Annotated in this window: 19 protein-coding genes; 10 read left to right on the forward strand and 9 right to left on the reverse strand. The window is 42.9% G+C overall.

Features of this window, described 5'->3' with window-relative positions:
• The first annotated feature begins 19 nt into the window (after positions 1 to 19).
• The 8 genes from MHI35_RS18620 to MHI35_RS18655 all read left to right on the forward strand — a co-directional run bounded on the left by MHI35_RS18620 (position 20) and on the right by MHI35_RS18655 (position 13,420).
• Positions 20 to 928, forward strand: coding sequence for an isochorismatase family protein (locus tag MHI35_RS18620; RefSeq protein WP_211062797.1), 909 nt, complete (start codon positions 20 to 22; stop codon positions 926 to 928).
• 15 nt (positions 929 to 943) lie between these two features.
• On the forward strand, positions 944 to 8,092 hold the full coding sequence (locus tag MHI35_RS18625; RefSeq protein WP_284553801.1) for an amino acid adenylation domain-containing protein: 7,149 nt from the start codon (positions 944 to 946) through the stop codon (positions 8,090 to 8,092).
• A 20-nt stretch (positions 8,093 to 8,112) separates the two neighbouring features.
• On the forward strand, positions 8,113 to 8,340 hold the full coding sequence (locus tag MHI35_RS18630) for an MbtH family protein (protein ID WP_003215360.1): 228 nt from the start codon (positions 8,113 to 8,115) through the stop codon (positions 8,338 to 8,340).
• Positions 8,341 to 8,465: 125 nt separating this feature from the next.
• Positions 8,466 to 10,091 carry a helix-turn-helix domain-containing protein gene (locus MHI35_RS18635; protein ID WP_335349402.1) on the forward strand — a complete coding sequence of 542 codons (1,626 nt, stop codon included), beginning with the start codon at positions 8,466 to 8,468 and terminating at the stop codon, positions 10,089 to 10,091.
• A gap of 98 nt (positions 10,092 to 10,189) precedes the next feature.
• On the forward strand, positions 10,190 to 11,155 hold the full coding sequence (locus tag MHI35_RS18640; RefSeq protein WP_144523310.1) for an iron-hydroxamate ABC transporter substrate-binding protein: 966 nt from the start codon (positions 10,190 to 10,192) through the stop codon (positions 11,153 to 11,155).
• A gap of 77 nt (positions 11,156 to 11,232) precedes the next feature.
• Positions 11,233 to 11,967 carry an alpha/beta hydrolase gene (locus MHI35_RS18645; protein ID WP_335349401.1) on the forward strand — a complete coding sequence of 245 codons (735 nt, stop codon included), beginning with the start codon at positions 11,233 to 11,235 and terminating at the stop codon, positions 11,965 to 11,967.
• Between the two features lie 70 nt (positions 11,968 to 12,037).
• Positions 12,038 to 12,184 (forward strand): YycC family protein, encoded by a 147-nt coding sequence (locus MHI35_RS18650; RefSeq protein ID WP_003214589.1) that lies wholly within the window; start codon positions 12,038 to 12,040, stop codon positions 12,182 to 12,184.
• Positions 12,185 to 12,205: 21 nt separating this feature from the next.
• Positions 12,206 to 13,420 carry a CynX/NimT family MFS transporter gene (locus MHI35_RS18655; protein WP_211062802.1) on the forward strand — a complete coding sequence of 405 codons (1,215 nt, stop codon included), beginning with the start codon at positions 12,206 to 12,208 and terminating at the stop codon, positions 13,418 to 13,420.
• A 39-nt stretch (positions 13,421 to 13,459) separates the two neighbouring features.
• Here MHI35_RS18655 and rplI read toward each other — a convergent pair whose 3' ends face one another.
• Genes rplI through MHI35_RS18670 form a run of 3 tightly spaced genes read right to left on the reverse strand, consistent with a single transcriptional unit; the run spans position 13,460 to position 16,854 of the window.
• The gene (gene rplI, locus MHI35_RS18660) at positions 13,460 to 13,909 is read right to left on the reverse strand and encodes a 50S ribosomal protein L9 (protein ID WP_012011896.1); all 450 of its coding nucleotides are present in this window, start codon (positions 13,907 to 13,909) and stop codon (positions 13,460 to 13,462) included.
• A complete protein-coding gene (locus tag MHI35_RS18665) occupies positions 13,906 to 15,885 on the reverse strand; it encodes a DHH family phosphoesterase (protein ID WP_041816092.1) in 1,980 nt (659 codons plus the stop codon). Before MHI35_RS18665 ends, rplI begins: the two co-directional genes overlap by 4 nt.
• A 30-nt stretch (positions 15,886 to 15,915) precedes the next feature.
• Positions 15,916 to 16,854: a YybS family protein gene (locus tag MHI35_RS18670; RefSeq protein ID WP_211062803.1), complete on the reverse strand. Its 939-nt coding sequence runs from the start codon at positions 16,852 to 16,854 to the stop codon at positions 15,916 to 15,918.
• 302 nt (positions 16,855 to 17,156) lie between these two features.
• Here MHI35_RS18670 and MHI35_RS18675 point away from each other — a divergent pair, with 302 nt between their 5' ends.
• Positions 17,157 to 18,083 carry a manganese-dependent inorganic pyrophosphatase gene (locus MHI35_RS18675; protein WP_335349400.1) on the forward strand — a complete coding sequence of 309 codons (927 nt, stop codon included), beginning with the start codon at positions 17,157 to 17,159 and terminating at the stop codon, positions 18,081 to 18,083.
• A gap of 47 nt (positions 18,084 to 18,130) precedes the next feature.
• On the opposite strand, the gene MHI35_RS18680 is transcribed toward MHI35_RS18675, so the two are convergent.
• The 3 genes from MHI35_RS18680 to MHI35_RS18690 all read right to left on the reverse strand — a co-directional run bounded on the left by MHI35_RS18680 (position 18,131) and on the right by MHI35_RS18690 (position 20,288).
• The gene (locus MHI35_RS18680) at positions 18,131 to 18,988 is read right to left on the reverse strand and encodes a DUF3298 and DUF4163 domain-containing protein (RefSeq protein ID WP_335349399.1); all 858 of its coding nucleotides are present in this window, start codon (positions 18,986 to 18,988) and stop codon (positions 18,131 to 18,133) included.
• Positions 18,989 to 19,483, reverse strand: coding sequence for an RNA polymerase sigma factor (locus MHI35_RS18685; RefSeq protein ID WP_144523304.1), 495 nt, complete (start codon positions 19,481 to 19,483; stop codon positions 18,989 to 18,991).
• 148 nt (positions 19,484 to 19,631) lie between these two features.
• A complete protein-coding gene (locus MHI35_RS18690) occupies positions 19,632 to 20,288 on the reverse strand; it encodes a hypothetical protein (protein ID WP_211062807.1) in 657 nt (218 codons plus the stop codon).
• Positions 20,289 to 20,372: 84 nt separating this feature from the next.
• Between MHI35_RS18690 and katX the strand changes: the two genes are divergently transcribed.
• Positions 20,373 to 21,983 (forward strand): catalase KatX, encoded by a 1,611-nt coding sequence (katX, locus tag MHI35_RS18695; RefSeq protein ID WP_392387443.1) that lies wholly within the window; start codon positions 20,373 to 20,375, stop codon positions 21,981 to 21,983.
• Between the two features lie 48 nt (positions 21,984 to 22,031).
• Here katX and wrbA read toward each other — a convergent pair whose 3' ends face one another.
• The 3 genes from wrbA to MHI35_RS18710 form a co-directional block, all read right to left on the reverse strand.
• Positions 22,032 to 22,646, reverse strand: coding sequence for an NAD(P)H:quinone oxidoreductase (gene wrbA / locus MHI35_RS18700; protein ID WP_186299398.1), 615 nt, complete (start codon positions 22,644 to 22,646; stop codon positions 22,032 to 22,034).
• A 72-nt stretch (positions 22,647 to 22,718) separates the two neighbouring features.
• Positions 22,719 to 23,327, reverse strand: a complete 609-nt coding sequence (locus MHI35_RS18705; RefSeq protein WP_144503429.1) for an alpha/beta hydrolase — start codon at positions 23,325 to 23,327, stop codon at positions 22,719 to 22,721.
• Positions 23,324 to 24,295 (reverse strand): ring-cleaving dioxygenase, encoded by a 972-nt coding sequence (locus MHI35_RS18710; RefSeq protein ID WP_335349398.1) that lies wholly within the window; start codon positions 24,293 to 24,295, stop codon positions 23,324 to 23,326. The genes MHI35_RS18705 and MHI35_RS18710 overlap by 4 nt, the downstream gene beginning before the upstream one ends.
• Positions 24,296 to 24,390 lie beyond the last annotated feature (95 nt).

Genomic DNA, 24,390 nt, shown 5'->3' on the forward strand with positions numbered 1-24,390 from the left:
AAAAAGAGGAGTGAAAACCATGGCAATCCCTACTATTCCTGCATATCCAATGCCGAGCACACATGATTTACCTGAAAATAAAGTGAACTGGATACCGGATCCGAAACGTGCTGTTCTGCTGATACATGACATGCAGCAATATTTTTTAAATGCATTTCAACAAGATACATCACCGATCACAGAGTTAGTTCAACATATTGAACAATTACGTAATACATGCAATGAACTTGGCATTCCTGTCGTCTATACAGCTCAACCTGGTGACCAAGACCCGAAGGATCGTGCTTTATTAACAGATTTTTGGGGACCTGGACTTGGTGATGATGAAGCATTGACAAAAATCATTGATCAGCTTGCTCCATCTGAAGCAGATACAATGCTGACAAAATGGCGTTATAGCGCATTCAAGAAATCTAATTTTTTGGATATTTTGCAAGAAGGCGGTCGTGATCAACTGATCATTACTGGCGTATATGCACATATTGGCTGTATGCTGACTGCCGCAGAAGCATTCATGCTCGATATTGAAACCTTTTTTGTCGCCGATGCCGTTGCTGACTTTTCACTTAAGCATCACAAAATGGCGATGACCTATGCAGCTGAACGCTGTGCGGTCACCACCACAACAAACCAAATCATTCGTCGTTTAACAGGACAGGAAGCAGAGCGTGATGATCTATCCTTTGAGGCAATTGTCCACCAAGTAGCTGAGTATCTCCAAATCGAACCGAATGAAATACCGCTTGACGAGAATCTCGTCTACCTTGGACTTGATTCTATTAGAATGATGAGCCTAGCGGAAAAGTGGAGACAGCAAGGAGCGACAGTCAATTTCGTTGAGCTTGCAGCAAATCCAACGCTCGCTCATTGGCGGACTCTTCTTTTCCCAGAAAAACAGCCATCTATTCCAAATATCGATTACTTGTAAAGGAGGTATAGACCCTTGTCGATCCAGTCAGTCGATTCATTCCCACTAACCGGTGCCCAAGCAGGCATTTGGTATGCGCAGCAGCTTGATCCATCTAATCCTATTTTCAATACAGCAGAGTATATAGATATTAAAGGTCCTATTGATCCCATACACTTTGAAGCAGCCATTAGAAAAACTGTCTTAGAAGCAGATTCTTTGTATATGCGATTCGTTGAGGGTACTGACGGTCCAAAGCAATGGTTCTCATCTAAGAAAGAGATTCCATTCCAATTAATCAATTTACAAAATGAAAAACAGCCGTTTGATGCGGCTATAGCATGGATGAGGGCAGATCTTTCAACGCCAGTCTCTTTAGAGAAAGATGTATTATTCCGTGAAGTACTTTTTCAACTTGCTGACGATCGATTTATCTGGTATCAGCGCATTCATCACATTGCCATTGATGGATTCGCCTTTTCGCTCATTGCACGCCGTGTTGCTGAGGTCTATTCAGCCCTATCGAAAGGGACACCTGTGCCTCCTCAAACATTTGGATCCTTACATGACGTAGTCCAAGAGGAGATCACCTACCAACAGTCCAATCGGTATGATGATGATCGAGCATTTTGGAAAAATCGCTTTGCTGATCAACCTGAAATTGTCAGTCTTGCTGAGCTTGCCCCAAGAACGTCGGATCATTTTATCCGCAAAACGGCTAGCTACGATGCCGAAAAGGTAAGCATAATGAAAAAAAATGCTCAAGCCTTCGGTGGTACGTGGCATGAAATGATTCTTGCGGCATCCGCTCTATATATGCATCGTATGACTGGTGCACACGATATTGTTTTAGGGCTTCCTGTGATGATGCGCCTTGGATCGTGCGCCTTACAAACACCCGGAATGGTCATGAACCTAGTACCACTTCGTTTAACATGCAAACCAGAAATGACACTCTCAGCACTTGTTCACCAAGTATCTGAGGAACTAAAAACCATTCGCCCTCATCAAAGATATCGTCACGAGGACATGCGGAGAGACTTTAAACTCATTGGAAGAAATCAGCGATTATTTGGCCCGCAGATCAATATTATGCCCTTTGATTATGATCTCAAGTTCGATCAGAGCATTGGGCAGGCACACAACCTTTCAGCAGGACCCGTGGATGATATATCGATCAACATATACGACCGCGCGGATGGGAACGGATTTCAAATCGACTTTGATGCAAACCCTGCCATTTACAAAGAGCAAGCAGTTGACGCTCATCAGCAGCGTTTTCTTCAATTGCTGGAGGAAATAACCGGACTAGAGCAAGATCAGACGATCAGTCAATTCAACCTTCTTTTGTCTAAAGAAAAAGAGAACATCCTCAAGCACTGGAATGATACAAAACGAAAATTACCAAAGGAATCTTTACGGGAACTATTTGAAAAACAGGTGAGCAATACACCACAAGCAAAAGCATTACAGTTTGAAGGAATCACTTTGACTTACGAAGAGCTAAATCAGCGGGCTAATCAATTAGCTCATTATTTGAAAAAGCATGGCATTGGACCAGAACAATTTGTCGCAATTGCTCTGCCTCGGTCCATCAATATGGTCGTAAGTCTATTAGCCGTCGTCAAAACGGGAGCCGCATATCTGCCAATAGACCCTGATTATCCTAACGATCGTGTCACTTATATGCTAGAGGATGCGAAACCGGCGTGTTTGCTCACAATCAAAGAGACAGCAGACGGTTTGGACCATCCGCACATCGTTCAACTGGATGATGCAACTGTTCATCAGGAGATAGCCGGCAGTCCGCATCTCAATCCGACCTGGAGCGAAGGCTCCCCGCATCACCCGGCTTACATCCTCTACACATCAGGATCGACAGGCAAACCAAAGGGTGTTGTTGTAACAAAACGAAATGTGATCAACTTTATATTGTCCATGCAAGATTCATTTTTATTAGATCAAGAAGACCAGCTTTTAGCGGTAACGACCATTGCCTTTGATATTTCAGGGCTGGAAATGTTTCTTCCGCTTTTACATGGGGCTGCTATTTTATTGGCAAAAAAAGAAACCATACAAGAACCAGCAAAGCTTTCAGACATGATTCGTTCTCATCACGTCACAATCATGCAGGCAACACCAACGTTGTGGCATGCGTTGGCAGATGAATACCCTGACGTGATAACAGGTATGCGTGTTCTTGTTGGAGGAGAAGCACTCCCTGCTTCCCTTTTGCACACATTGCAATCTCTTCACTGCGACATTACTAATTTGTACGGACCTACAGAAACGACGATCTGGTCTACGATGGAAAATGTCACCGCACATCGAGAGAATAGCGGGCCGGCAATCGGTAAACCCATTTGGAATACGAGCATTTACATTTTAGATGAAGGACTAAACCCAGTCCCAGCAGGATCAATCGGTGAACTTTATATTGCAGGTGAAGGAGTATCCAGAGGGTATCTTGGGCGATATGATTTAACGGCTGAACGTTTTGTCGCTGATCCATTCGGCACAAAAGGCACGAGAATGTATCGTACTGGTGATTTAGCCAGATGGCGTGAAGATGGTTCAATTGATTATATCAGCCGTGCCGATCATCAAATTAAAATCCGCGGCTTCCGTATTGAACTAGGTGAAATCGAAACCGTGATGATGCAGCACCAATCCATAAAGCATACGTCTGTTATCGTTCGTGAGGATCAACCTGGGCAGCAGCTTCTTTGTGCATATGTTGTACTCACAGACGGCTCTTCTCTGCACCCTTCAGAGCTCAGACAGTTTGTGGCTTCATTACTTCCTGATTACATGGTGCCTTCTGCTGTTGTCGTTTTGCCAGAACTTCCACTTACACCAAACGGCAAAATCGATCGCAAAGCATTACCAGCACCAAATATGTCTTTAGTTAGTTCTGAGCGGACCCCTAGAACACCACAAGAAGACATGTTATGTAGTTTGTTTGCAGAAACCCTTGCCCTATCTCAAATTGGCATAGATGATAGTTTCTTTGACTTAGGAGGACACTCCTTACTCGCCGCTCGTCTGCTTAGACGTATACGCGATACACTTGGTGCAGACCTAAGCATGAGAACCATATTTGAATCTCCTCGGGTTGCTGAGCTTGCGCAGCACATTGACAAGGCGAAAGACATTCGGCCACCGCTTCAGGTAGAAGACAAGCCAGATGAGATTCCATTATCCTTTGCCCAAAAACGGCTCTGGTTCCTTCATTGCCTTGAGGGGCCAAGTCCAACTTACAATATTCCACTTGTCATTCAACTGACAGGTACACTAGATCAAACAGCTCTCATTGGTGCTTTGGCAGATATCACTGAAAAACACGAAACCCTTAGAACCATTTTTCCAAATAAGAACGGCATGCCAAGACAGGTCATTTTACATCCGAAAAGTGTCCAGCCTGAACTCCATGTCACAGCTTCAACCGATCAACATATTGAGAATCAGTTAAACGAAGCCATTCGCTATAGCTTTAAAATTGAAGAAGAACCTGCACTGCGAGCAGAATTATTCACGCTTGATGCAAACCGATCCGTACTGCTTCTATTGTTGCATCACATCGCTGGTGACGGCTGGTCACTTGCACCACTGACGCGAGATTTAGCTGCAGCTTATGAAGCCCGTATACAAGGAAAATCCATCTCCTTGCCAGCGGAGCCTGTTCAATATGCTGACTATGCTATATGGCAGCAGAAGCTGTTGGGCAGTGAAGAAGAGACGAATAGTCTTTTTGCTAAGCAGCTCAGCTATTGGAAAGGCGCCTTACATGACCTGCCAGAAGAACTGGAGCTTCCCTATGACTTCCCTCGTCCACAGGAAGGAAGCTTTAACGGTGCTACGATAGACTTTTCGATTGAACCCGCTTTACATCAGAACCTCCTTGAGCTTGCAAAGCAGCATCAGGTGAGTTTGTTCATGGTGCTTCAAGCATCACTTGCAGCGTTAATGACACGCCTTGGGGCCGGTACAGATATCCCAATTGGCAGTCCAATTGCTGGACGGAATGACGATGCACTTGACGACATTGTGGGATTGTTTGTGAACACACTTGTATTACGTACAAATACAGCTGGTAATCCAACCTTTAGTGAGCTATTGAGGCGCGTGCGAGACGTTGACCTAGCAGCTTATGAGCATCAGGATCTGCCATTTGAACGGCTAGTCGAAATCCTAAATCCAAACCGGTCCAGATCACGCAATCCATTGTTCCAGGTCATGCTTGCCTTCCAAAATACACCGAAGGCGGAAATGAAGCTGACACAACTTGACTCAGATCTCTACGTGAAACCAGTAGGGTCAGCTAAATTTGATCTGACCATCGAATTAACAGAACAAAAAACGGAAACTGGGTCAGCAGCAGGTTTAACAGGATTGTTTGAATTCAGCACAGATGTATTTAAACAAAGCACCATTCGAGCCATCGCTGACAGAATGAAGCGCTTTTTAACAGAGGTAGCTGAGCAACCACATGTGCCGATTGGTCAAGTGAACATTTTAACAGATAAAGAGCGGCACACATTTCTCCCTGACAAAAAGACTTTTGCTCAGTTAGACCAAGCACATCGTCTCCCGGCCTTATTTGAAAAAACGGCGCAGCAATATCCTGATCGAGTGGCTGTAACGTATGGCAATAGGCAACTTACCTATGGTGAGTTAAACAACAAAGCCAATCGTCTTGCTCATTTATTAATACAAAGAGGCGTTGGACCAGAACAGTTCGTTGCACTTGCCCTGCCTAGATCAATCGACATGCTCGTAAGCTTGTTAGCCGTTCATAAAGCAGGCGCAGCCTATGTTCCGCTTGATCCTGACTATCCAGCAGACAGGCTGGCATACATGATACAAGATGCCAAACCAGTTTGCAGCATCACAACAAAAGTAAATGCAGTGCATCTCCCTGCTGATTGCGATTTGATTTTGTTAGACGAAAAAGAAACGAGCGATCAATTGCTTACTATGCCAAATCATAATCCGGCTGATATAGACAGAATCGAACCGCTATCTTCTCTGCATCCAGCCTATATTATTTATACATCCGGTTCTACAGGGAAACCAAAAGGAGTGGTCATCCCACATCAAAATGTCATCCGTCTTCTGACATCTACTGAACATTGGTTCCATTATGATGAAGAAGATGTTTGGACAATGTTCCATTCATATGCCTTTGATTTTTCAGTATGGGAAATATGGGGACCACTTTTATATGGCGGCAGGCTTGTCATTGTACCTCATACCATCTCTCGCTCTCCAGAAGAGATGCTGCAGCTTCTAGTTGAGGAAGGTGTGACTGTGCTTAATCAAACACCTTCTGCCTTCTATCAGCTCATGCAGATAGACAAGGAACATCAAACACTAGGTCAAGCATTATCACTCCGCTATGTCATCTTTGGCGGTGAAGCATTAGAGCTTAGCAGATTAGAAGATTGGTACAGCCGTCACTCAGACTGTAAGCCAAAGCTAATTAACATGTACGGCATCACAGAAACCACCGTACACGTTACGTACAATGAACTCAATCGAGACATGATCACAAAGAACTCCAGCAGTTTAATAGGCGAACCAATTCCTGATTTACACGTGTACGTACTAGATGAATACCTGCAGCCTGTTCCCCCTGGGACAACAGGTGAAATGTATGTAGCTGGAGCTGGCCTTGCAAGAGGTTATCTAGGTAGACCTGACCTGACATCAGATCGATTCCCTGCCGATCCTTATGGCGCACCTGGCACAAGGATGTATCGTACAGGCGATCTTGCGCGGTGGACAGAAGAAGGGGCTCTTGATTACATTGGTAGAGCTGATCATCAAATTAAAATACGCGGCTTCCGCATTGAACTTGGAGAAATCGAAGCCGTTTTGGCACGCCACGATGCAGTTGCACAAGTTGCCGTCATGATGCGAGAGGATCAACCTGGCGACAAACGCTTAGTCGCATATATCGTCACAACGGAAGAAGACCGTTTCGATACTGAAGCCCTTCGTCATTTTGCAGCAGCCAGTCTTCCTGATTACATGGTGCCCGCAGCATATGTACAGATTGACGCCATGCCGCTTACAGCAAACGGGAAGCTTGATCAAAAATCACTGCCAGCCCCTCAATTGCATTTACAGCAAGCGGATGGCCGCGGCCCAAGAAATCCAAAAGAGGAAATCCTATGTCATCTCTTTGAAGAGGTGCTTGATTTGCCTAAAATCAGCATAGATGATCGCTTTTTTGACATTGGCGGGCATTCACTGCTTGCGGTTCGTTTAATCAGCCGCATTCGTGATGCACTTGGTGTCAAACTAAGTATCGGAACATTGTTTGAAGCACCTAATGTGGCAAGTTTGGCAGAGAAACTAGAAACAGGCAGCGATGAAAACGCACTAGACATCTTGCTGCCGCTGCGAACAAATGGAGAAAGGTATCCTCTCTTCTGTGTTCACCCAGCAGGTGGTCTTAGCTGGTGCTATGCCGGTCTCTTGAATACATTAGAGAAAGACATCCCTATTTATGGATTACAAGCACGAGGAATCGCAAGAAAAGATGACTACCCACACACACTAGATGATATGGCTGCGGATTACATCAAGCACATCCAAACGATTCAGCCAAAAGGCCCTTATCATCTTCTTGGCTGGTCACTAGGTGGAAACGTTGTACAAGCAATGGCTACACAGCTCCAGCAGCAAGGTGAAGAAATCGCACTCGTTGCGATGCTGGATGCCTATCCAAACCATTTCTTACCGATTAAAGCAGCACCTGATGAAGAAGAAGCACTAATCGCTCTTCTTGCGCTCGGCGGTTATGATCCAGATACCTTAACAGGTGAACCGCTCACGATGAAAAGTGCCGTCGACATCTTGAAAAAAGATGGCAGTGCACTAGCAAGCTTAAGTGAAAATGCCATTAGAAATCTAAAAGAAACCTATGTGAATTCAGTTCGATTGCTTGGAGAATATCAGCCAAAAACTTATCAGGGAGACATATTATTCTTTAGATCTACCATTATCCCAGATTGGTTTACACCAATTGATCCCGAAGCATGGGCACCTTATATCAACGGAACAATTGAACAGCACGACATTCATTGCCGGCACAAAGACATGTGCCAGCCTAAACCCCTAGCAGAAATTGGTGTCATCTTAGACAACGCACTGCATCGGGTCAAACAAAAGCACTAAGAATAAAGGAGAGATGACAAATGACAAATCCCTTTGATCGTGAAGACGGTGTATTTCTTGTGCTTGTCAATGAACAAGGACAGCATTCACTTTGGCCATCATTTGCACCAGTGCCAGATGGATGGGAAAAGGTCTTTGGTGAAGACACTAGAAATGCCTGCATCGATTATATCCAGACACACTGGCAGGACTTACGGCCATTAAGCTTAACAAAAGAACCTGCGCTAGCACATGGAAAAACGGATTAAATCATCGCGCCCTGAGCTCACTCAGGGTGCTTTTTTGACAGAATAAACATCACCATCTTTCCAACTCTTTCTGCTACAATTTAATTGAGAATGCTTATCATTAAATAAGAGATCAGGTGGTTTTTATGGGAAACAGCAATCAATTACGTACAATGGCAAATGCAGAACAATTCATCTATCGATTAACATATACTGAAAAAATAAATAATGCAGAGCTTCCGCATAAGGAGCAGCAGCTATCAGATACATTCTGCTTCCTCTTCAGCATTAACGGCAGAGGTTTACTCACATTGAACGATCAAAAATGGCGGTTGAAACATCTGACACTCTATACAATCCTTCCTGGAGAAACATTTATGTTGAAAACAGAGCCTTATCAAAAACAAGAGCTTTATCTGTTTCGCTTTCAGCTTTACATGCTGCAAGATCAAAACATACGGGAAGTATCAACTGAACATGCCCGTTCTTTACTGAATATATGGCAATTTATTGATATTAGCTCAATTGAACAGATACATTCTTTACTGCCAGAAATGACAGAGGAATGGAAAAGACCTGAAGCCATTAGCTTTTTTAGAAGCCAAACTCTTTTTCAACAGCTTATTATGCAGCTTTTCACACTGCATAAAGAAGATATTTGTGACACAGCACATGCCCTTTTCAAAACAAAACAATATATCGATCAACATTCCGAAGAACCCCTCAGCCTGACAAGTCTATCTCAAATGGCTGGCATCAGCGCCAGCCATTACAGTGAGCTATTTAAAAAGCATTTTAATGTGAGTGTCACCGATTATATCACCAAGAAAAGGATGGCTAGAGCCAAACAGTTAATGGCAAAAGGCAACGCAAAGCTCAAAGACATTGCACTGGAAATTGGCTATCAAGATCCCTATTACTTTAGCCGCATCTTTAAGAAAAAAACGGGCATGACTCCTTCTACTTATATGAAAAGCCGTCAGCGGAAAATTGCAGCCTATGGCCATTCTATACTCGGTCAGCTCACACCCATTCATATCATCCCGTATGCTGCCCCTCTTCACCCTAAATGGACAGCACATGACTTTGAACATCATGCAGAAGAAATTCCGATTCATCTGAGTGCACATCGGATCAACGAGCACGCTGAAGCCAATTTACGGCTATTAAAGGAGACAAAACCTGAGCTGATCATTGCCAATGATCATGTGACAGAGGAAGAAAAACAAGTGTTGAAAACGATCTGTCCTGTTCACTTTGTTCCATTCACACAATTGGATTGGCGCTCTCAATTCAGACAAACAGCTATGTTTCTAAACGAAGCAAAGGAAGCAGAAGAATGGTTGATTCATTATGAAGAACTCGTCATTCAGGCGAAAAAGACATGCCTTTTTGATCATTCACCAAAAACGGTCCTACCTCTTCGTATCTTTCAAGATCAACTCTACTTGTCTGTAAATCGCACCATGTTAGAAGTGATTTTTCATGATATTGGTCTTCTGCCAGCTTTTCGGAATGATGGACAGCTAGTAGAAAAAAAAATCACCATTCGCTCCATACAACAGCTAGATCCAGACGCCATCTTCCTCTTCTTGCATAAGGAGCCAAAAACCATTGCATTTTATCAAAAGTTAAAGCAACAGGAAGATTGGCAAAATCTCAAGGCTGTGACTCAACAAGCAGTCTATCCACTCACTTCTGACCCTTGGCGTGAATACACAGCAGCCAGTCATCAACGAGTCATTCAGGACCTTTTATCTTTTTTTCCGTAAAAAGTCCATCATTCGACAGAGAATTGTCTATGGATAAAAGGACAAAAGCCTAATACAATCTTTAATTGAGAACAATTATCAGTTAAAGGAGAAAACAAATGAAAAAATGGTTCGCATTGCTTATCCTTTGTATCATGACAATCACCACAGCTGCCTGTGGTGCTGCAGAAAATAAACCTGCTTCAAACACAACCAAAAGCAAGTCAGCTGAAATAGCAGAAACAAACATCCATTATTTAGATCAAACGTACAACCTCAAAACACCAGTGAAACGAATCGTCATTGCTGGAAGCCTAGAATCAATGGAAGATGCAAAATTACTTGATATCGAGCCTATTGGTGCTTCTACTGTAGGCGGCACATTCCCTGAATTATTTAAAGACATCACAGCGAAAACAGAAGGCATCGGTGAAAAAACAGAACCGAATCTAGAAAAAATCTTAAAACTAAAGCCAGATGTGATACTCGGATCAACAAAGTTCCCACCTACAACAATTAAAAAATTGGATAAAGTCCAAACGACAATCCCAGTATCCCACGTCTCTTCTGACTGGGAAAGCAATCTTTTATTGCTCGGTGAACTGACTGGAAAGAGTAAAGAAGCCAAAAACATCATTTCTGATTATCAGAAAGATCTCAAACAAGCGAAAGAAACCCTAAAAGACAAAAGCAGCAACAAGACAGCTGTCATTTTACGCATTAGACAGGGCGACCTGTACGTATATCCTGAAGACGTATACTTTAACTCTACTTTATATGGAGACTTAGGATTTACAGTACCAAGTGATATCAAAAAAGCCAAAGCACAAGCATTGATTTCATTGGAACGCCTAGGCGAACTTAATCCTGACTATATTTTCGTTCAGTTTTCTAAAGAGGAAAATTCATCGAATCCAAACGCAATGAAGGACTTAGAGGAAAATAAAATTTGGACAAGCCTAAAAGCTGTGAAAAATGGGCACATCAATGAAAATGTCGTTGATCCTATGCTTCAAGGAGGAACAGCTCTAAGCAAAACAACCTTCCTTGACAAGGCTGTCACATGGTTAGAGAAAAACAACTAAAAAAGAAGACAAAGGGCTAATGTTTAGCCCTTTGTCTTCTTTTCAGCGTAGTTGAGAATCTTGAGGAGTGAATACATATGAACGGAACGTTTCTATATGATGAGTTTAACGGGCGTCAGCTTGATATTTACGTTCCACAGGACACCTCTATTGATGTCCCAGCTGTCTTTGTACAAGATGGCTCTTCTTTGTTTAGAACACACCTGCTAGAGATCGAAAGACTGATCGAAACGAAAACCATCTCGCCAATCATCATTATCGGCATACACCCCTTCAATCGACTTGACGAATATACACCATGGAAGGCGTCATCACTGCGCTCTGGGTTTCCTGACTTTAAAGGCGAGGCACAGACGTATGTGTCATTTTTAACGAATGACTTGCTCCCATATATCAAAAGAGAATATCCGGTCAAACAGACCTGTCATGAACATAGCCATGTAGGTGCTTCATTAGGTGGGCTATTTACAATTTATACTTTATTGATACACCCTGCCCTTTTTAAAAACATCGCATCGATCTCCGGGTCATTTTGGTATCAAGATTTTCTACCGTTTGCTAAACAACAAAGCATTCAGTATGTGGATCACCTTGTCTATTTGTCTGTAGGCAGTGAAGAAGGGAAAGGCAAAACATCTGCTCAACAGCACATGCCTTTATTCAACAAACAACTACATGACCTTTTATTACAGAAAGGGATGCAGGAATGGCAGCTACACTATCACATCGAACAAGGAGAGGGCCATCATCTGAAACAATTTCAAAAAAATTTCTTATCAGCCCTAAAGTGGTTTTATAAAAGAGAACGCTAATTTTTTATCTGCAAGGCATAAAGCCGATATGATATATTGGAACTTATAGATTGAAAGAGGAGGGATACGTATGAGACCTTTACAAATCTCAGCCGACACGGCACAAAAACTTGCGGCATCACTCAATGTACCCATTGAACAAATCATGCATATGCCGCAACATATCTTAATCGCTAAACTAGCAGAACTTGAACAGAAGAAAGATCGTTCTTCTTAAAGATTAAAGGAGTATACATTCATGGAACAACAACTAGAACAATCAACCTTACATCCTCGCAGTAAAGGACAAACCATCCTGCTGATTGCTGGGATTTTACTTATTGCATTTAACCTGCGGCCTGCCATTACATCCGTAGGACCTCTCATCGGCGCCATTCGTTCCGATTTGCAGCTTTCAAATGGAGTTGCGGGTTTCCTCACGACGTTACCACTGCTCTCATTCGCATTGCTTTCTCCCATTGCACCTAAAATTGGAAAGCGTCTGGGCAACGAACGAACCCTTTGGCTAGGGCTTGCTGTCCTTCTGTTTGGGATTGTGATTCGCTCGTTTGGCTCCATCACCTTCTTAATGATCGGAACTGCACTTATCGGTGTCGGGATTGCGATATGTAATGTACTCTTACCGGGGCTCGTGAAGCATAAATTTCCTGCACATGCTGGTTTGATGACAAGTGTCTATACGACCTCGATGTCCGTCTTTGCGGCACTTGCATCAGGTGTCAGTGTTCCGCTCAGCCATGCAATGCCTGGCGGCTGGAATACATCATTCCTCGTATGGGCTGGCCTTGCAATTCTTGCGATGATGGTCTGGGCTCCGCAGCTTCTTCATCAGAACACAGCGTCTGTCAAAAGCATTTCACTCACAGAGCAGCCAATATGGCGTTCACGTGTCGCATGGCAGGTAACTTTATTTATGGGGCTGCAGTCATTCCTTTTCTATAGCAGCATCGCTTGGTTTCCTGATATCTTAACATCGCATGGAATGAACCTATCAACTGCCGGCTGGATGCTTTCCATTATGCAGTTTGCTGGGCTACCATCCACCTTTTTAGCACCTGTTTTTGCAGAAAAATTAAAAACACAAAGACCGCTTGTCTTCGGCCTTGTCCTTGTGTATTTACTTGGGATGATCGGGCTTCTTCTCGGAGGATCGACGCCTATTCTGGTGATCTCTGTTTTATTGATCGGTATTGGACAAGGTGCAAGCATCAGTCTTGCCCTCACATTTATCGGATTACGGACAACCAATATGGAGCAAGCCGCTGCCCTTTCTGGAATGGCGCAGTCTATCGGTTATTTATTAGCCGCCGTTGGTCCATTCATGATCGGTATCCTTTTTGATGTCACACATACATGGACACCATCCATTATCATCTTTATCATCGTTCTATTTTTGATGTTTTTATTCGGTATGCGTGCTGGACGAAGCGTCTATATTTCAGATCGATCATAAAAAAGAACCCGCCTCCTCGTGAGACGGGTTCTTTTCTGTTTATGCTTGTTCTGTCACGTGTACCTTTAATGTTGCTTGTACTTCTGGATGAAGCTTCACAGGTACATTTGTGTAACCTAATGCTCGGATGGCGTCATTCAGCTCGATTTTGCGCTTATCGACTTTGATTTGATGATCTTTTTGCAATTTATCAGCGATTTGTTTGCTTGTAATTGATCCAAACAGACGGCCGCCTTCACCTGATTTTGCTGTTAGTTCCACTGTTAGCGCCTCAAGTGTTTCCTTTAGTTGTTTCGCTTGTTCAAGCTCTTGGACAGCATTCTTTTTCTCTTTGTTCTTCTGCCCTTCCAATGCACTTAGGTTCGTTGGGTTTGCTTCAACCGCTAACCCTTGTTTAATAAGAAAGTTGTGAGCGTATCCGTCAGCGACATTCTTGACTTCGCCTTTTTTCCCTTTGCCTTTTACGTCTTTTAGAAAGATGACTTTCATCTTTGAACCCCTCCTTCGAAATATTCATCAATGGCAGCTTTTAACTGCTCTACCGCTTCTTCAATGGTTATACCATACATTTGAGTTGCAGCGTTAGTCAAATGACCGCCGCCATCTAACGCTTCCATGATAATTTGAACGTTGATATCCCCTAATGATCTCGCACTAATGCACACCGTGTTGTCATCTCGCCTAGCGACAGCAAATGACGCTTCTACCTCACTCATTGACAACAGGGAATCAGCTGTCTGGGCAATCGTAATTTGATCATAATACTCCGAGCTGTCAGACGGTAATGAAGCAATCGCCACCTGATTTTGATACAAATCTGTATGCTGAATGAGCTTTGCCCGTTTGATGTAATGATCCACGGTCTCTTTTAGGAACTTTTGCACAAGGACAGGATCTGCCCCCTTCGCACGAAGATAAGAGGCTGCATCAAACGTTCTTGATCCCGTTCTCAGCGAGAAACTCTTCGTATCAACGATGATTCCCGCGAGAAGCGCAGTCGCTTCGATCATGTTAATGCGCAATTTCTTCGGCTGATACTCTAAAAGCTCTGTCACAAGCTCTGCTGTGGATGAAGCATACGGCTCCATATAGACAAGTAATGGATCACGGATAAACTCCTCGCCGCGTCTATGATGGTCAATGACGACAACATGTTCAATTTTATTGAGTAGTCGTTCTTCCATGACGAGAGACGGTTTATGTGTATCCACGACCACAAGCAGCGTGTCATCCTTTGCAAGCTCCATGGCTTCCTCTGGGGTGATAAAACGTGACCAAAGATCTTCATAATTCTTAATTTCACTAATCAAGCGTTGAACACTGTCACCAATCTGGTTGGCATCAATGACAATATAGCCTTCTTTCCCATTGGCCTGGGCGACCTTTAAAATCCCAATGGATGCACCGATCGAGTCCATGTCTGGAAACTTATGTCCCATGATCATGACATTTCCGCTTTCAGATACAATTTCTTTTAAAGCATGAGAAATAACTCGTGCGCGTACACGTGTCCGTTTCTCCATTGGGTTCGTTTTCCCGCCGTAGAATTTCACTTTTCCATTCGGCTGCTTAATGGCTACTTGATCCCCGCCTCGTCCAAGGGCAAGATCAAGACTCGACTGAGCAAGTGCCCCAAGTTCTTTTAAAGAAGGTACGGATGCACCGATCCCGATACTCAAGGTCAGCGTCGCACTATGCGCTCCTGTTTTCTCACGGACCTCATCTAAAATAGAGAATTTCGACGCTTCCAGCTCTGCTAAAATGCTTTCATTTAGAACCGCCATAAATCGTTCGGAAGAAATTCGCTTCAGGAAAATACCATATTCCTGTGCCCAATTGTTTAAAAGTGACGTCACTTCACTATTAATGGCGCTGCGCACCTGATCATCAAGACCCTGCGTGACATCATCGTAATTGTCTAAAAAGATATAAGATAACACCGTTCGTTCATTTTCGTACTGTCTTTCAATCTGTACCTGTTCTGTGACATCAAAGAAATATAAAAGGCGCTCTGACCGTTTAATAATGACTTTGAATTTCCGATCATTCAGCGTCACATTTTCTGTCTCGACCTCTTGTTTAATAAGAGGCACAATGGACTCGAATGTATCATACAAAGATCTGCCGACAAGCGTGCTTTCATGAAAACACGAAGCGAGAAATGGATTTGTCCATTCGATATAATACTGGTCATTAAACAGCATAATACCAATTGGCATTTCCATTAATGCTTCTTCTCCAACCTTTTTGACTCGATAGGATAATGTTGAAATATATGAATCAATCTCTTTTTGAACTTGCGTATCTGCCCACTTTAAGAAGTAGAGCACACCTGCAAGGACTAAAAGACCAACCGCTCCTATGATCCAATTATAATAAAGGTTGAGGAGGACTGTGACCACCGCAAGGACAATTAAAGCGATGATCGGATACTTGATGACAGGTTTTCTATAGAAGCTTGGCACTGATATCAACTCCTCAACATTCAGAGTGAATTATTTGTTTTTTACTTTTTCTCTTAAATCAAAGCCTATGTCAGCAATCCCTATGATACGCACAACCACACCGACTGGCGGAAATAGAACCGATAACACGATAGCGAAAATGGGGACTGCTTTTGAGATGCTTTTTTCGTGGCAATAATAGAAGATAAAAGAAAATCCCTGAATAAGCACCAGTATAAATAAAATTTGAAACGCACTCGTTTGAACGAGCCATAAAAAGCTGCCTTTTTCCGTCTGAATCAGCATCAAAAGCAGTGTGAGTAAATAATACCATACCATGCTTTTTGGCAGCCGCATATCCTTAAATTTCTTCAAAACCGGCATGTCTTTGACAAACCGTTTGATCAAAGGCTTCACAAACCAATGGTTCACGAACGACGTCAGCGTAACTAACATCAACAGTGCGACAGGCAAAGCACTCAATGCGGAATCCTGTATCTCTCTGAACTGCTTCAGCTGCTTCGCAATGTCCTGCTCAGAAGCGCCGGATTGCTTTAAGGCACTCTCTAACATTGGAATCATTTGCTCAATCGACTCTTTCGCGACACTCATAATATCGACTTGAAAAAGCTGAACACTGACAACAAAGGAGATGAGGAAACTGAATAAATAGATCAGCGCACCCGCAATGATGGCATTCCCAGGCTGCCGTCTGCTGTAGAAAACACCCATGCCTAATCCCACAGCAATCAGAATGGGCGCAGTCATAAGTCCATTAATAGACCCAATTAAAAAGCTGATCACTATCCCAATAGCGCCAGCAGCAATTCCTTTTTTCAAGCCGTGCCTGATTGTATAGAGGATAATCGGAATCGGAGCAGCTAGAAAGAAAATAATGGATAATAGCGGCACATACAAATAAAACAGCGTCATGACAGAGAAAATACTGATCATGATAGCGCCCTCTACTAACGCTTTTGTTTGTTTCACACCTTCACCTCTATCCAATCCTTTTACTATATCTTGCTCAATGTGTCCTTCTATGTATACGTACGATGTAAGCTACATCATGTCTTACCCCAACCTTTATTTTACCATAGCGGTAAATCGCAAGTAAAATGCAGGCTATCTTAAGAGCGTTTCACGTGGAACACTGATATCGATTCGTACATGCAACTTTTCAAACAGCATGTTACAATTTTTTAGATTATTCTTAGCTATAAACCCTGAATTCAAGGACAAAAGCTGTTAGAATAGAAACATCATCAATAAATGTAAGAAGGAGAATTCACATGGGAAAAACACTCGTATTCGGACACAAAAATCCTGACACAGACACGATTTGCTCTGCTATCGCTTACGCTGATCTAAAAAACAAAATCGGCGTCGAAGCAGAAGCGGTCAGACTTGGAGAAATCAATGGAGAAACTCAATTCGCATTAGATTTCTTTAAACAAGAAGCACCTCGTTTCATTGAAACGGCTGCAAACGAAACAAAGCAAGTCATTCTTGTCGATCATAACGAATTCCAACAAAGTGTAAGCGATATTGATCAAGTACAAGTGACTGAGGTCATTGACCATCACCGTATTGCTAACTTTGAAACAAGTGAACCTCTATACTATCGCGCTGAGCCTGTTGGCTGTACAGCAACGATCTTAAACAAAATGTATAAAGAAAACCAAGTGACGATTGAAAAAGAAATCGCTGGTTTGCTTTTATCTGCAATCATTTCTGATTCCTTGCTATTCAAATCCCCTACATGCACACAGCAGGATATTGATGCTGCGCATGAACTAGCTGAAATCGCAGGGGTAGATCCAGAAGTTTACGGCCTAGACATGCTAAAAGCTGGTGCTGACCTAAGCCAAAAAACGGTTCAAGAATTAATTACAATCGATGCAAAAGAATTCGCACTAGGCAATAGCAAAGTGGAAATTGCGCAAGTCAATACAGTAGATATCGCAGAAGTGACAGCAAGACAGACTGATATTGAAGCGAAAATCAATGAAGTCATCGCAGCGAAAGGTCTTGATCTATTCGTTCTAGTGATCACAGACATCCTAGAAAATGACTCTCTTGCACTTGCACTCGGTGCTGAAGCGGCAAAAGTAGAAAAAGCATTTCATGTCACACTTGAAAACAACACTGCTTTACTAAAAGGTGTCGTATCAAGAAAGAAACAAGTCGTACCTGCACTGACAGACGCACTTTCATAATAAACACTAAAAGACTGCTGACATGTTCAGCAGTCTTTTTTCTTCTTTTAATGAATGTACATATCGCTGACAAGAATATCCTTTAGCACACTTGTTGGAATCGTAAATTCAACTACACCCATATAACCAGGCGCCACATCATATTCATTAAAGGAAATCACCAGTTTGCCTTTTGAATTGATATAGAAGCTTTGGTCTGGCTGAATCTTCTGAAACGGCTCAACCGTATCTTGCTTAGTAATCCAGTAGATCTTATTTGAATCCTCTTTCATCTGTTTCTTCATTTGTTCTTTAATATTTTCACTAATCACATCAATATACCGGTCATCTTTAAACAGACTTGGCAATGTAATGAGTACATGGTTTTTCTTATCCACCGTATCATATGTCATTTCCTCTGCCGCAGAAGCCTGAGTCGTCACCTTGTATCGACCTAGTGAGAGAATTTGATCATTGTTTGTTTTTACTTCATACCCGCTCTCTACACTCAAATGACCATTTTTATAACCCTTTGTTTCCTTTTCAAAATCTTGATACAGCTTTTTGTTTTCAGCTAAATATTTTTGATTCAGGCTGTCTTGTAATTTTCCGTCCCCAAGCCCTGAAACGTGTGGTGTTTTAAGGTCAATATTCGTTCCTTGATCACTCTTTTTAAATTCTGTGAATGTCACAACTTTCACCAGCTCGCCAATGACTGGTATCTCCGAAATCGCTCTTGCCGCCTGTGGACTGACATTCACAGTCGTGACAAATATAGCAGCCGCAGCAACAAGTCCGATCGTCCATTGCTGAAAATGAGGTTTTTTGTTTTTTCGTTTTAATGTTCGTTCAACCATAGCATCGAATTCCGGCGGAATAGGGATTTCTAAATATTCCTCTTTTAACTGTTCCAAATGCTTATCCATTTATATTTCCTCCTGCGATAATTCTACTTTTAAAAGCCGCAACGCCTTATATAATCTTGTTTTGATGGTGTTTTCGTTTTCTTCGAGAATGTGGGCGATGTCCTCTAGTTTTAAATCTTCAAAGAATCTCAAGATAATGATGACCCGGTACATGTCGGGCAAATCCTCTATGGCTCGTTTGACATCTTGATCTTCATAAACATCTGATTCACCCTGCGATAAGAATTCAAGCGTGTCATCGTCTGTCACTTGCACACGCTTCTTCTTTCGTAAAAAGTCTAGGGCAGCGTTCACCACGATTTTATAAAACCAGCTATGCATCTTGGTCGCATCCTCTAACCTGTGAACAGATTTGAGTGCTTTATGAATCGCCTCTTGAACGACATCCATCGCATCTTCTGGGTTTTTGACATAACTATAGGACAATCGATAAAAACTGTGTTTATGCTCCATTACGTAATCAGCAAATTGATCCTCAATTTTTCGTTTCTTCATTTTACAAAGAGCTCCTTTATCTTAAATGCGCATCGGTTATTTCTTACAATGGATAGACGCGCACCTTTTGAAAATAGTTTGCGCTCGATTATTTTTTAACATGTCATCCCATTTCCGTTTCTATACAAAAAGAGCGAACCAGACAGGTTCACTCTTTCAAAGCAGATATTGTTTGATGGACATATTGTTTAAGTGGAGAAAGCGGATGAATGATCGGAACACCTGTCTCCTCTACTATCTGCTGTGCCGCATGAACCATTGATAGCTGCATCACGCAAATGTCCCCATCTTCTTTCATACATCTTCTGAGCTGCTTTTTAATTTCCTCCTCATAAGCGTGCAAATCACCGTTTAGGCAAAGGTGAAAGACACCCTCCATCACCATAACTTCTGCATCAATCTGTTTGCCGTGCTTTTTTGCATATGATCCAAGCCGCTCCATTGTCCCCTCCACTGTATCCGGGTTTGAAAACACCAGTTGAAGCGGCCCTTTTCTCTGACAAATCAGCTCAAATAAAGGTTCATCGATAGGAATAATTGGTTGTTTAAAGAGATGCTTTTGATCACCTAATGCGGCAATGTATTGTGTACACGTGAGCAGAATGATGTCAGCTTCATCTTCTTTCATCAGTTTGTTGATGGCATAGGCTTGTTGCTTGTGAGGATGAAAATCTGGATCTTGTGTGGCACGTTCTATAAATGATGAATCGACCGTGTGATGCAACTCAATATCTGGATCACCAAACACGTCTTCTATATAGGACTGATTAGACGGATGGGCATGAAGGCAGTGTAATCGAATCATCAGGTTCGCTCCTCGTGAAAGTTTTCAATCATTATATCAATCCTTGTATGAAATAGGGAGAAAGATGACCATATTGTTAGGGAGATATTGAAGGAGGGATTCGAATTGAAAGAAGATCAACACCCTAAATCATCTTCAGAGTCAGAAGACACTTTAACAAATCGGCAAGGTCACCCCGTAACAGACAATCAAAATATGAGAACCGTGGGAAATAGAGGCCCGACTACGCTTGAAAACTACGATTTCCTAGAAAAAATCAGTCATTTTGACCGCGAACGTATTCCTGAACGTGTCGTCCATGCACGCGGTGCCGGAGCTCACGGTTATTTTGAAGCCTATGGCACATTCGGTGATGAACCTATTTCTACTTATACAAGAGCGAAATTATTTCAGGAAAAAGGAAAAAAGACACCTGTTTTCGTCCGTTTTTCTTCTGTCATTCACGGCGGTCATTCACCAGAAACATTGCGCGATCCGAGAGGGTTTGCGATTAAATTTTATACAGAAGAAGGCAACTGGGATCTCGTTGGAAACAACCTAAAAATTTTCTTTATCCGAGATGCTTTGAAATTCCCCGATTTGGTTCATGCGTTTAAGCCAGACCCTGTCACCAACCGTCAGGACGGCGAACGTATTTTTGACTTCGTCTCGCAATCTCCTGAAGCGACACATATGGTGACATTTCTCTTTTCACCATGGGGCATCCCAGCAACCTATCGGCACATGCAAGGTTCAGGTGTCCATGCCTACAAATGGGTGAATCATGAAGGAAAGGCAGTACTGGTCAAATATCACTTTGAACCGAAGCAAGGCATTCGCAACCTGACACAAGAACAGGCTCAAGCGATACAAGGCGAAAACTTTAATCACGCCACACAGGATTTATATGAAGCCATTGAGCAAGGAGATCATCCTGAATGGGAGGTCTATGCGCAGATCATGGAAGACGATGCCCACCCTCACCTTGACTTTGACCCGCTTGATCCAACCAAGCTATGGTACAAGGATGACTATCCATGGAAACCGATCGGGCGAATGGTATTAAACAAAAATCCAGAAAATTATTTCGCAGAAGTGGAGCAGGTCGCCTTTGGGACTGGCGTTCTCGTAGACGGCTTGGATTTCTCAGATGATAAATTACTTCAAGGACGCACCTTCTCTTACTCTGACACGCAGCGATATCGTGTGGGACCGAACTATTTACAGCTACCAATCAATGCTCCGAAAAAGCATGTCGCCACGAATCAAAGAGATGGGCAAATGGAATACCAGGTCGATCAAGGCAAAGGGCAAAACCCCCATGTAAATTATGAACCATCGATCCTCGGCGGACTAAAAGAAGCTAAGCAGGACGGGAAGGATCATACGCCTTTTGTAGAGGGTGACGTCAAACGGGAAGCCATTGACCGCCCGAACAACTTCGGACAAGCCGGAGAAACCTATCGCCGCTTCAATGATTGGGAACGTGAGGAATTGATTAAAAACTTAGTCAACACCCTTGCGACTTGTCAAAAGGACATTCAAGAGCAGATGATCGAAAACTTTACAAAGGCAGACCCTGATTACGGAAAGCGTGTCGCTGACGGCTTAAAGGCCTTCAAACAAGAACAGCCAAGCGGGCCTATAGGCTCTACTGGCGCCGCTCAAGCAGTGGATGATGCGATTAACAACAGCACACCTTCAGATCCTTATTAAATAAAAAAGAATGCAGCGCCTAGGCTGCATTCTTTTTATATCCTTTGATTAAGCGTTTTGACCCTTTTTGATCCATTCTGCTACATTGACCGTACGTTTTGCTTGATGTTTTGCAGCAGCTTCTGCATCCTCTTGGATCTTTCCGTTTTGGTCAACAGTGACACTCACGCCGTATGGGTTGCCCCCTGCACCGTACAATGAGTCATCTGTGTAACCAGGAGCGGCAATAATCGCTCCCCAGTGGAACATTGTTGTGTAAAGGCTAAGAATGGTCTGCTCCTGCCCACCATTTGGGTTTTGTGCAGATGTCATTGCACTTACCGCTTTGTTTGCCAATTTCCCTTGGAACCATAGGCCACCAGTTGTGTCTAAAAATTGCTTCATTTGAGCCGGTAAGTTACCAAAACGTGTTGGCATGCTAAAAATAATGGCATCTGCCCACTCTAAATCACTTAATTGAACCTCTGGGACATCCTTTGTTTCGTCTAAATGTGCTTTCCATGCTGGATTTGATGCTACAACTGCTTCTGGTGCCAATTCAGCAACCTTTAATACTTTCACTTCGGCGCCAGCTTCTTTCGCTCCAGCCTCTGCCCATTTTGCCATCTGATAGTTTGTACCTGTTGAACTATAATAAATAACTGCTAATTTTACGTTTTCCATTTGTTCCATCTCCTTTTGTTTGGTTTGCCCAAAAATCTTCTGTAAAAATCCCACTTATTTTCCCTACCTTCATTAAAATTGACGACGATACCATAATGCTGCAGCATCCACTTCTTCTCTCGTTAACTGATGTCCGCGGTTTTCCCAATGTAGTGTGACCGAAGCGCCTGCGCCTTGCAGCAATTGCTCGAGTTCTTGTGATTCCTCTGGTCGGCACATTGGATCATTTTCACCAGCTGCGATAAAGACTTGTTTCCCCGCCAATGAAGGCAATGAAACCCCGCGTCTTGGAACCATTGGATGATGGAGGATCGCTCCTTTTAACGCATCCTCGTAATGGAATAAAAGACTTCCTGCAATGTTCGCCCCATTGGAATATCCGAGAGCCACGACATTGTGACGATCAAATCCATATTGATCTGCTGCGTCTCCGATAAATGTATACAGTTCCTCTGTCCGCTCAATTAAATCCTGCTCATCGAAAATACCCTCTGCTAAACGTCTGAAAAAGCGCGGCATACCGTTTTCCAGCACATTTCCTCTTACACTCAGAACAGAAGCGTCAGCATCGACTAAATCGGCAAGCGGCAATAAATCTTCTTCCGTTCCGCCAGTACCATGCAGTAATAACAAAACAGGTCTTTGATCATTCTTTCCTTTTCGAAAAAGATGTTTCATCATGCATCTCCTTTCCCTTTCAACTCTCTCACTTTTATTGGCAGCACAATTTGTTCAATCTGACTGCGCTGCGCTTCATATTGTGGTGGCAGTTTCAATGCTTCACCCATAGTTTCCAATGATTCATCGTGTGCAAACCCTGGAGGATCCGTTGCAATTTCAAATAATATGCCGCCAAGCTCTCTAAAATAAATCGCATTGAAGTAATTTCGATCTTGCACAGGTGTCACTTGATACCCGCTTTGTGCAATATGTCTTTGCCAATCTAACTGATCCTGATCATCTGTCGCTCTCCATGCAATATGATGCACAACCCCAACACCCATACGTCCGCGTGCAACAGGTGTCTTGTTCACATCAATGACATTGCCTATCTCACCAAACGAGCGGAATCTCACATAGTCCTCTTCTGCTCCAACTCGTTCGAAACCCATTGTTTGTTCTAGCAGCTGCATCGTTTGCTCTGGCTGTGATGTTAATAAAACAGCTCCCCCAAACCCTTTTATCGCTACATCTGGCGTAACCCCGTTAAATGTCCAATCATTTTGTTTTCCTTCCGCACGTTCTACTAGCTCTATCAACAAGCCGTGTGGATCTTCAAATGAAAGAAAGGCTTCATCAAAGCGTTCAACCATTTCATAAGAAATATCAAACTGCTCAAGACGTTCCTTCCAGAAAGAGAAAGCGCCTGGTGGTACAACATATGTCGTCACCCCCACTTGACCCGCGCCAATTTGTCCCTTTTGAGCACCTGGCCAAGGGAAGAACGTGATAATCGTTCCCGGAGACCCTCCTTCATTTCCAAAATATAAATGGTAAGTACCTGGATCATCAAAATTCACGGTCTTCTTCACGAGACGAAGTCCTAAAACACCTGCATAAAAATCAACGTTCTCCTGAGGATGCCCTACAATTGCTGTGATATGGTGAATTCCTTCTGTTTTCTTCACTTCTAATGACCTCCTAATCATGAAGTAACAAGCCTCTATTCATTATGTCTTGACTGACGTCTTTATATTATCTCGAATTCGAGATATTAAATTAAAAAAATATTATTTATCTCGAA

Source organism: Bacillus sp. FSL K6-3459 (assembly GCF_038003305.1).
Lineage (GTDB): Bacteria > Bacillota > Bacilli > Bacillales > Bacillaceae > Bacillus > Bacillus pumilus_O.

Coding starts and splice junctions, on each gene's coding strand:
- MHI35_RS18620 (WP_211062797.1), top strand. CDS start 20: ATGGCAATCCCTACTATTCCTGCATATCCAATGCCGAGCACACATGAT.
- MHI35_RS18630 (WP_003215360.1), top strand. CDS start 8,113: ATGACAAATCCCTTTGATCGTGAAGACGGTGTATTTCTTGTGCTTGTC.
- MHI35_RS18635 (WP_335349402.1), top strand. CDS start 8,466: ATGGGAAACAGCAATCAATTACGTACAATGGCAAATGCAGAACAATTC.
- MHI35_RS18640 (WP_144523310.1), top strand. CDS start 10,190: ATGAAAAAATGGTTCGCATTGCTTATCCTTTGTATCATGACAATCACC.
- MHI35_RS18645 (WP_335349401.1), top strand. CDS start 11,233: ATGAACGGAACGTTTCTATATGATGAGTTTAACGGGCGTCAGCTTGAT.
- MHI35_RS18650 (WP_003214589.1), top strand. CDS start 12,038: ATGAGACCTTTACAAATCTCAGCCGACACGGCACAAAAACTTGCGGCA.
- MHI35_RS18655 (WP_211062802.1), top strand. CDS start 12,206: ATGGAACAACAACTAGAACAATCAACCTTACATCCTCGCAGTAAAGGA.
- rplI (WP_012011896.1), bottom strand. CDS start 13,909: ATGAAAGTCATCTTTCTAAAAGACGTAAAAGGCAAAGGGAAAAAAGGC.
- MHI35_RS18675 (WP_335349400.1), top strand. CDS start 17,157: ATGGGAAAAACACTCGTATTCGGACACAAAAATCCTGACACAGACACG.
- MHI35_RS18680 (WP_335349399.1), bottom strand. CDS start 18,988: ATGGATAAGCATTTGGAACAGTTAAAAGAGGAATATTTAGAAATCCCT.
- MHI35_RS18685 (WP_144523304.1), bottom strand. CDS start 19,483: ATGAAGAAACGAAAAATTGAGGATCAATTTGCTGATTACGTAATGGAG.
- MHI35_RS18690 (WP_211062807.1), bottom strand. CDS start 20,288: ATGATTCGATTACACTGCCTTCATGCCCATCCGTCTAATCAGTCCTAT.
- wrbA (WP_186299398.1), bottom strand. CDS start 22,646: ATGGAAAACGTAAAATTAGCAGTTATTTATTATAGTTCAACAGGTACA.
- MHI35_RS18705 (WP_144503429.1), bottom strand. CDS start 23,327: ATGATGAAACATCTTTTTCGAAAAGGAAAGAATGATCAAAGACCTGTT.
- MHI35_RS18710 (WP_335349398.1), bottom strand. CDS start 24,295: ATGATTAGGAGGTCATTAGAAGTGAAGAAAACAGAAGGAATTCACCAT.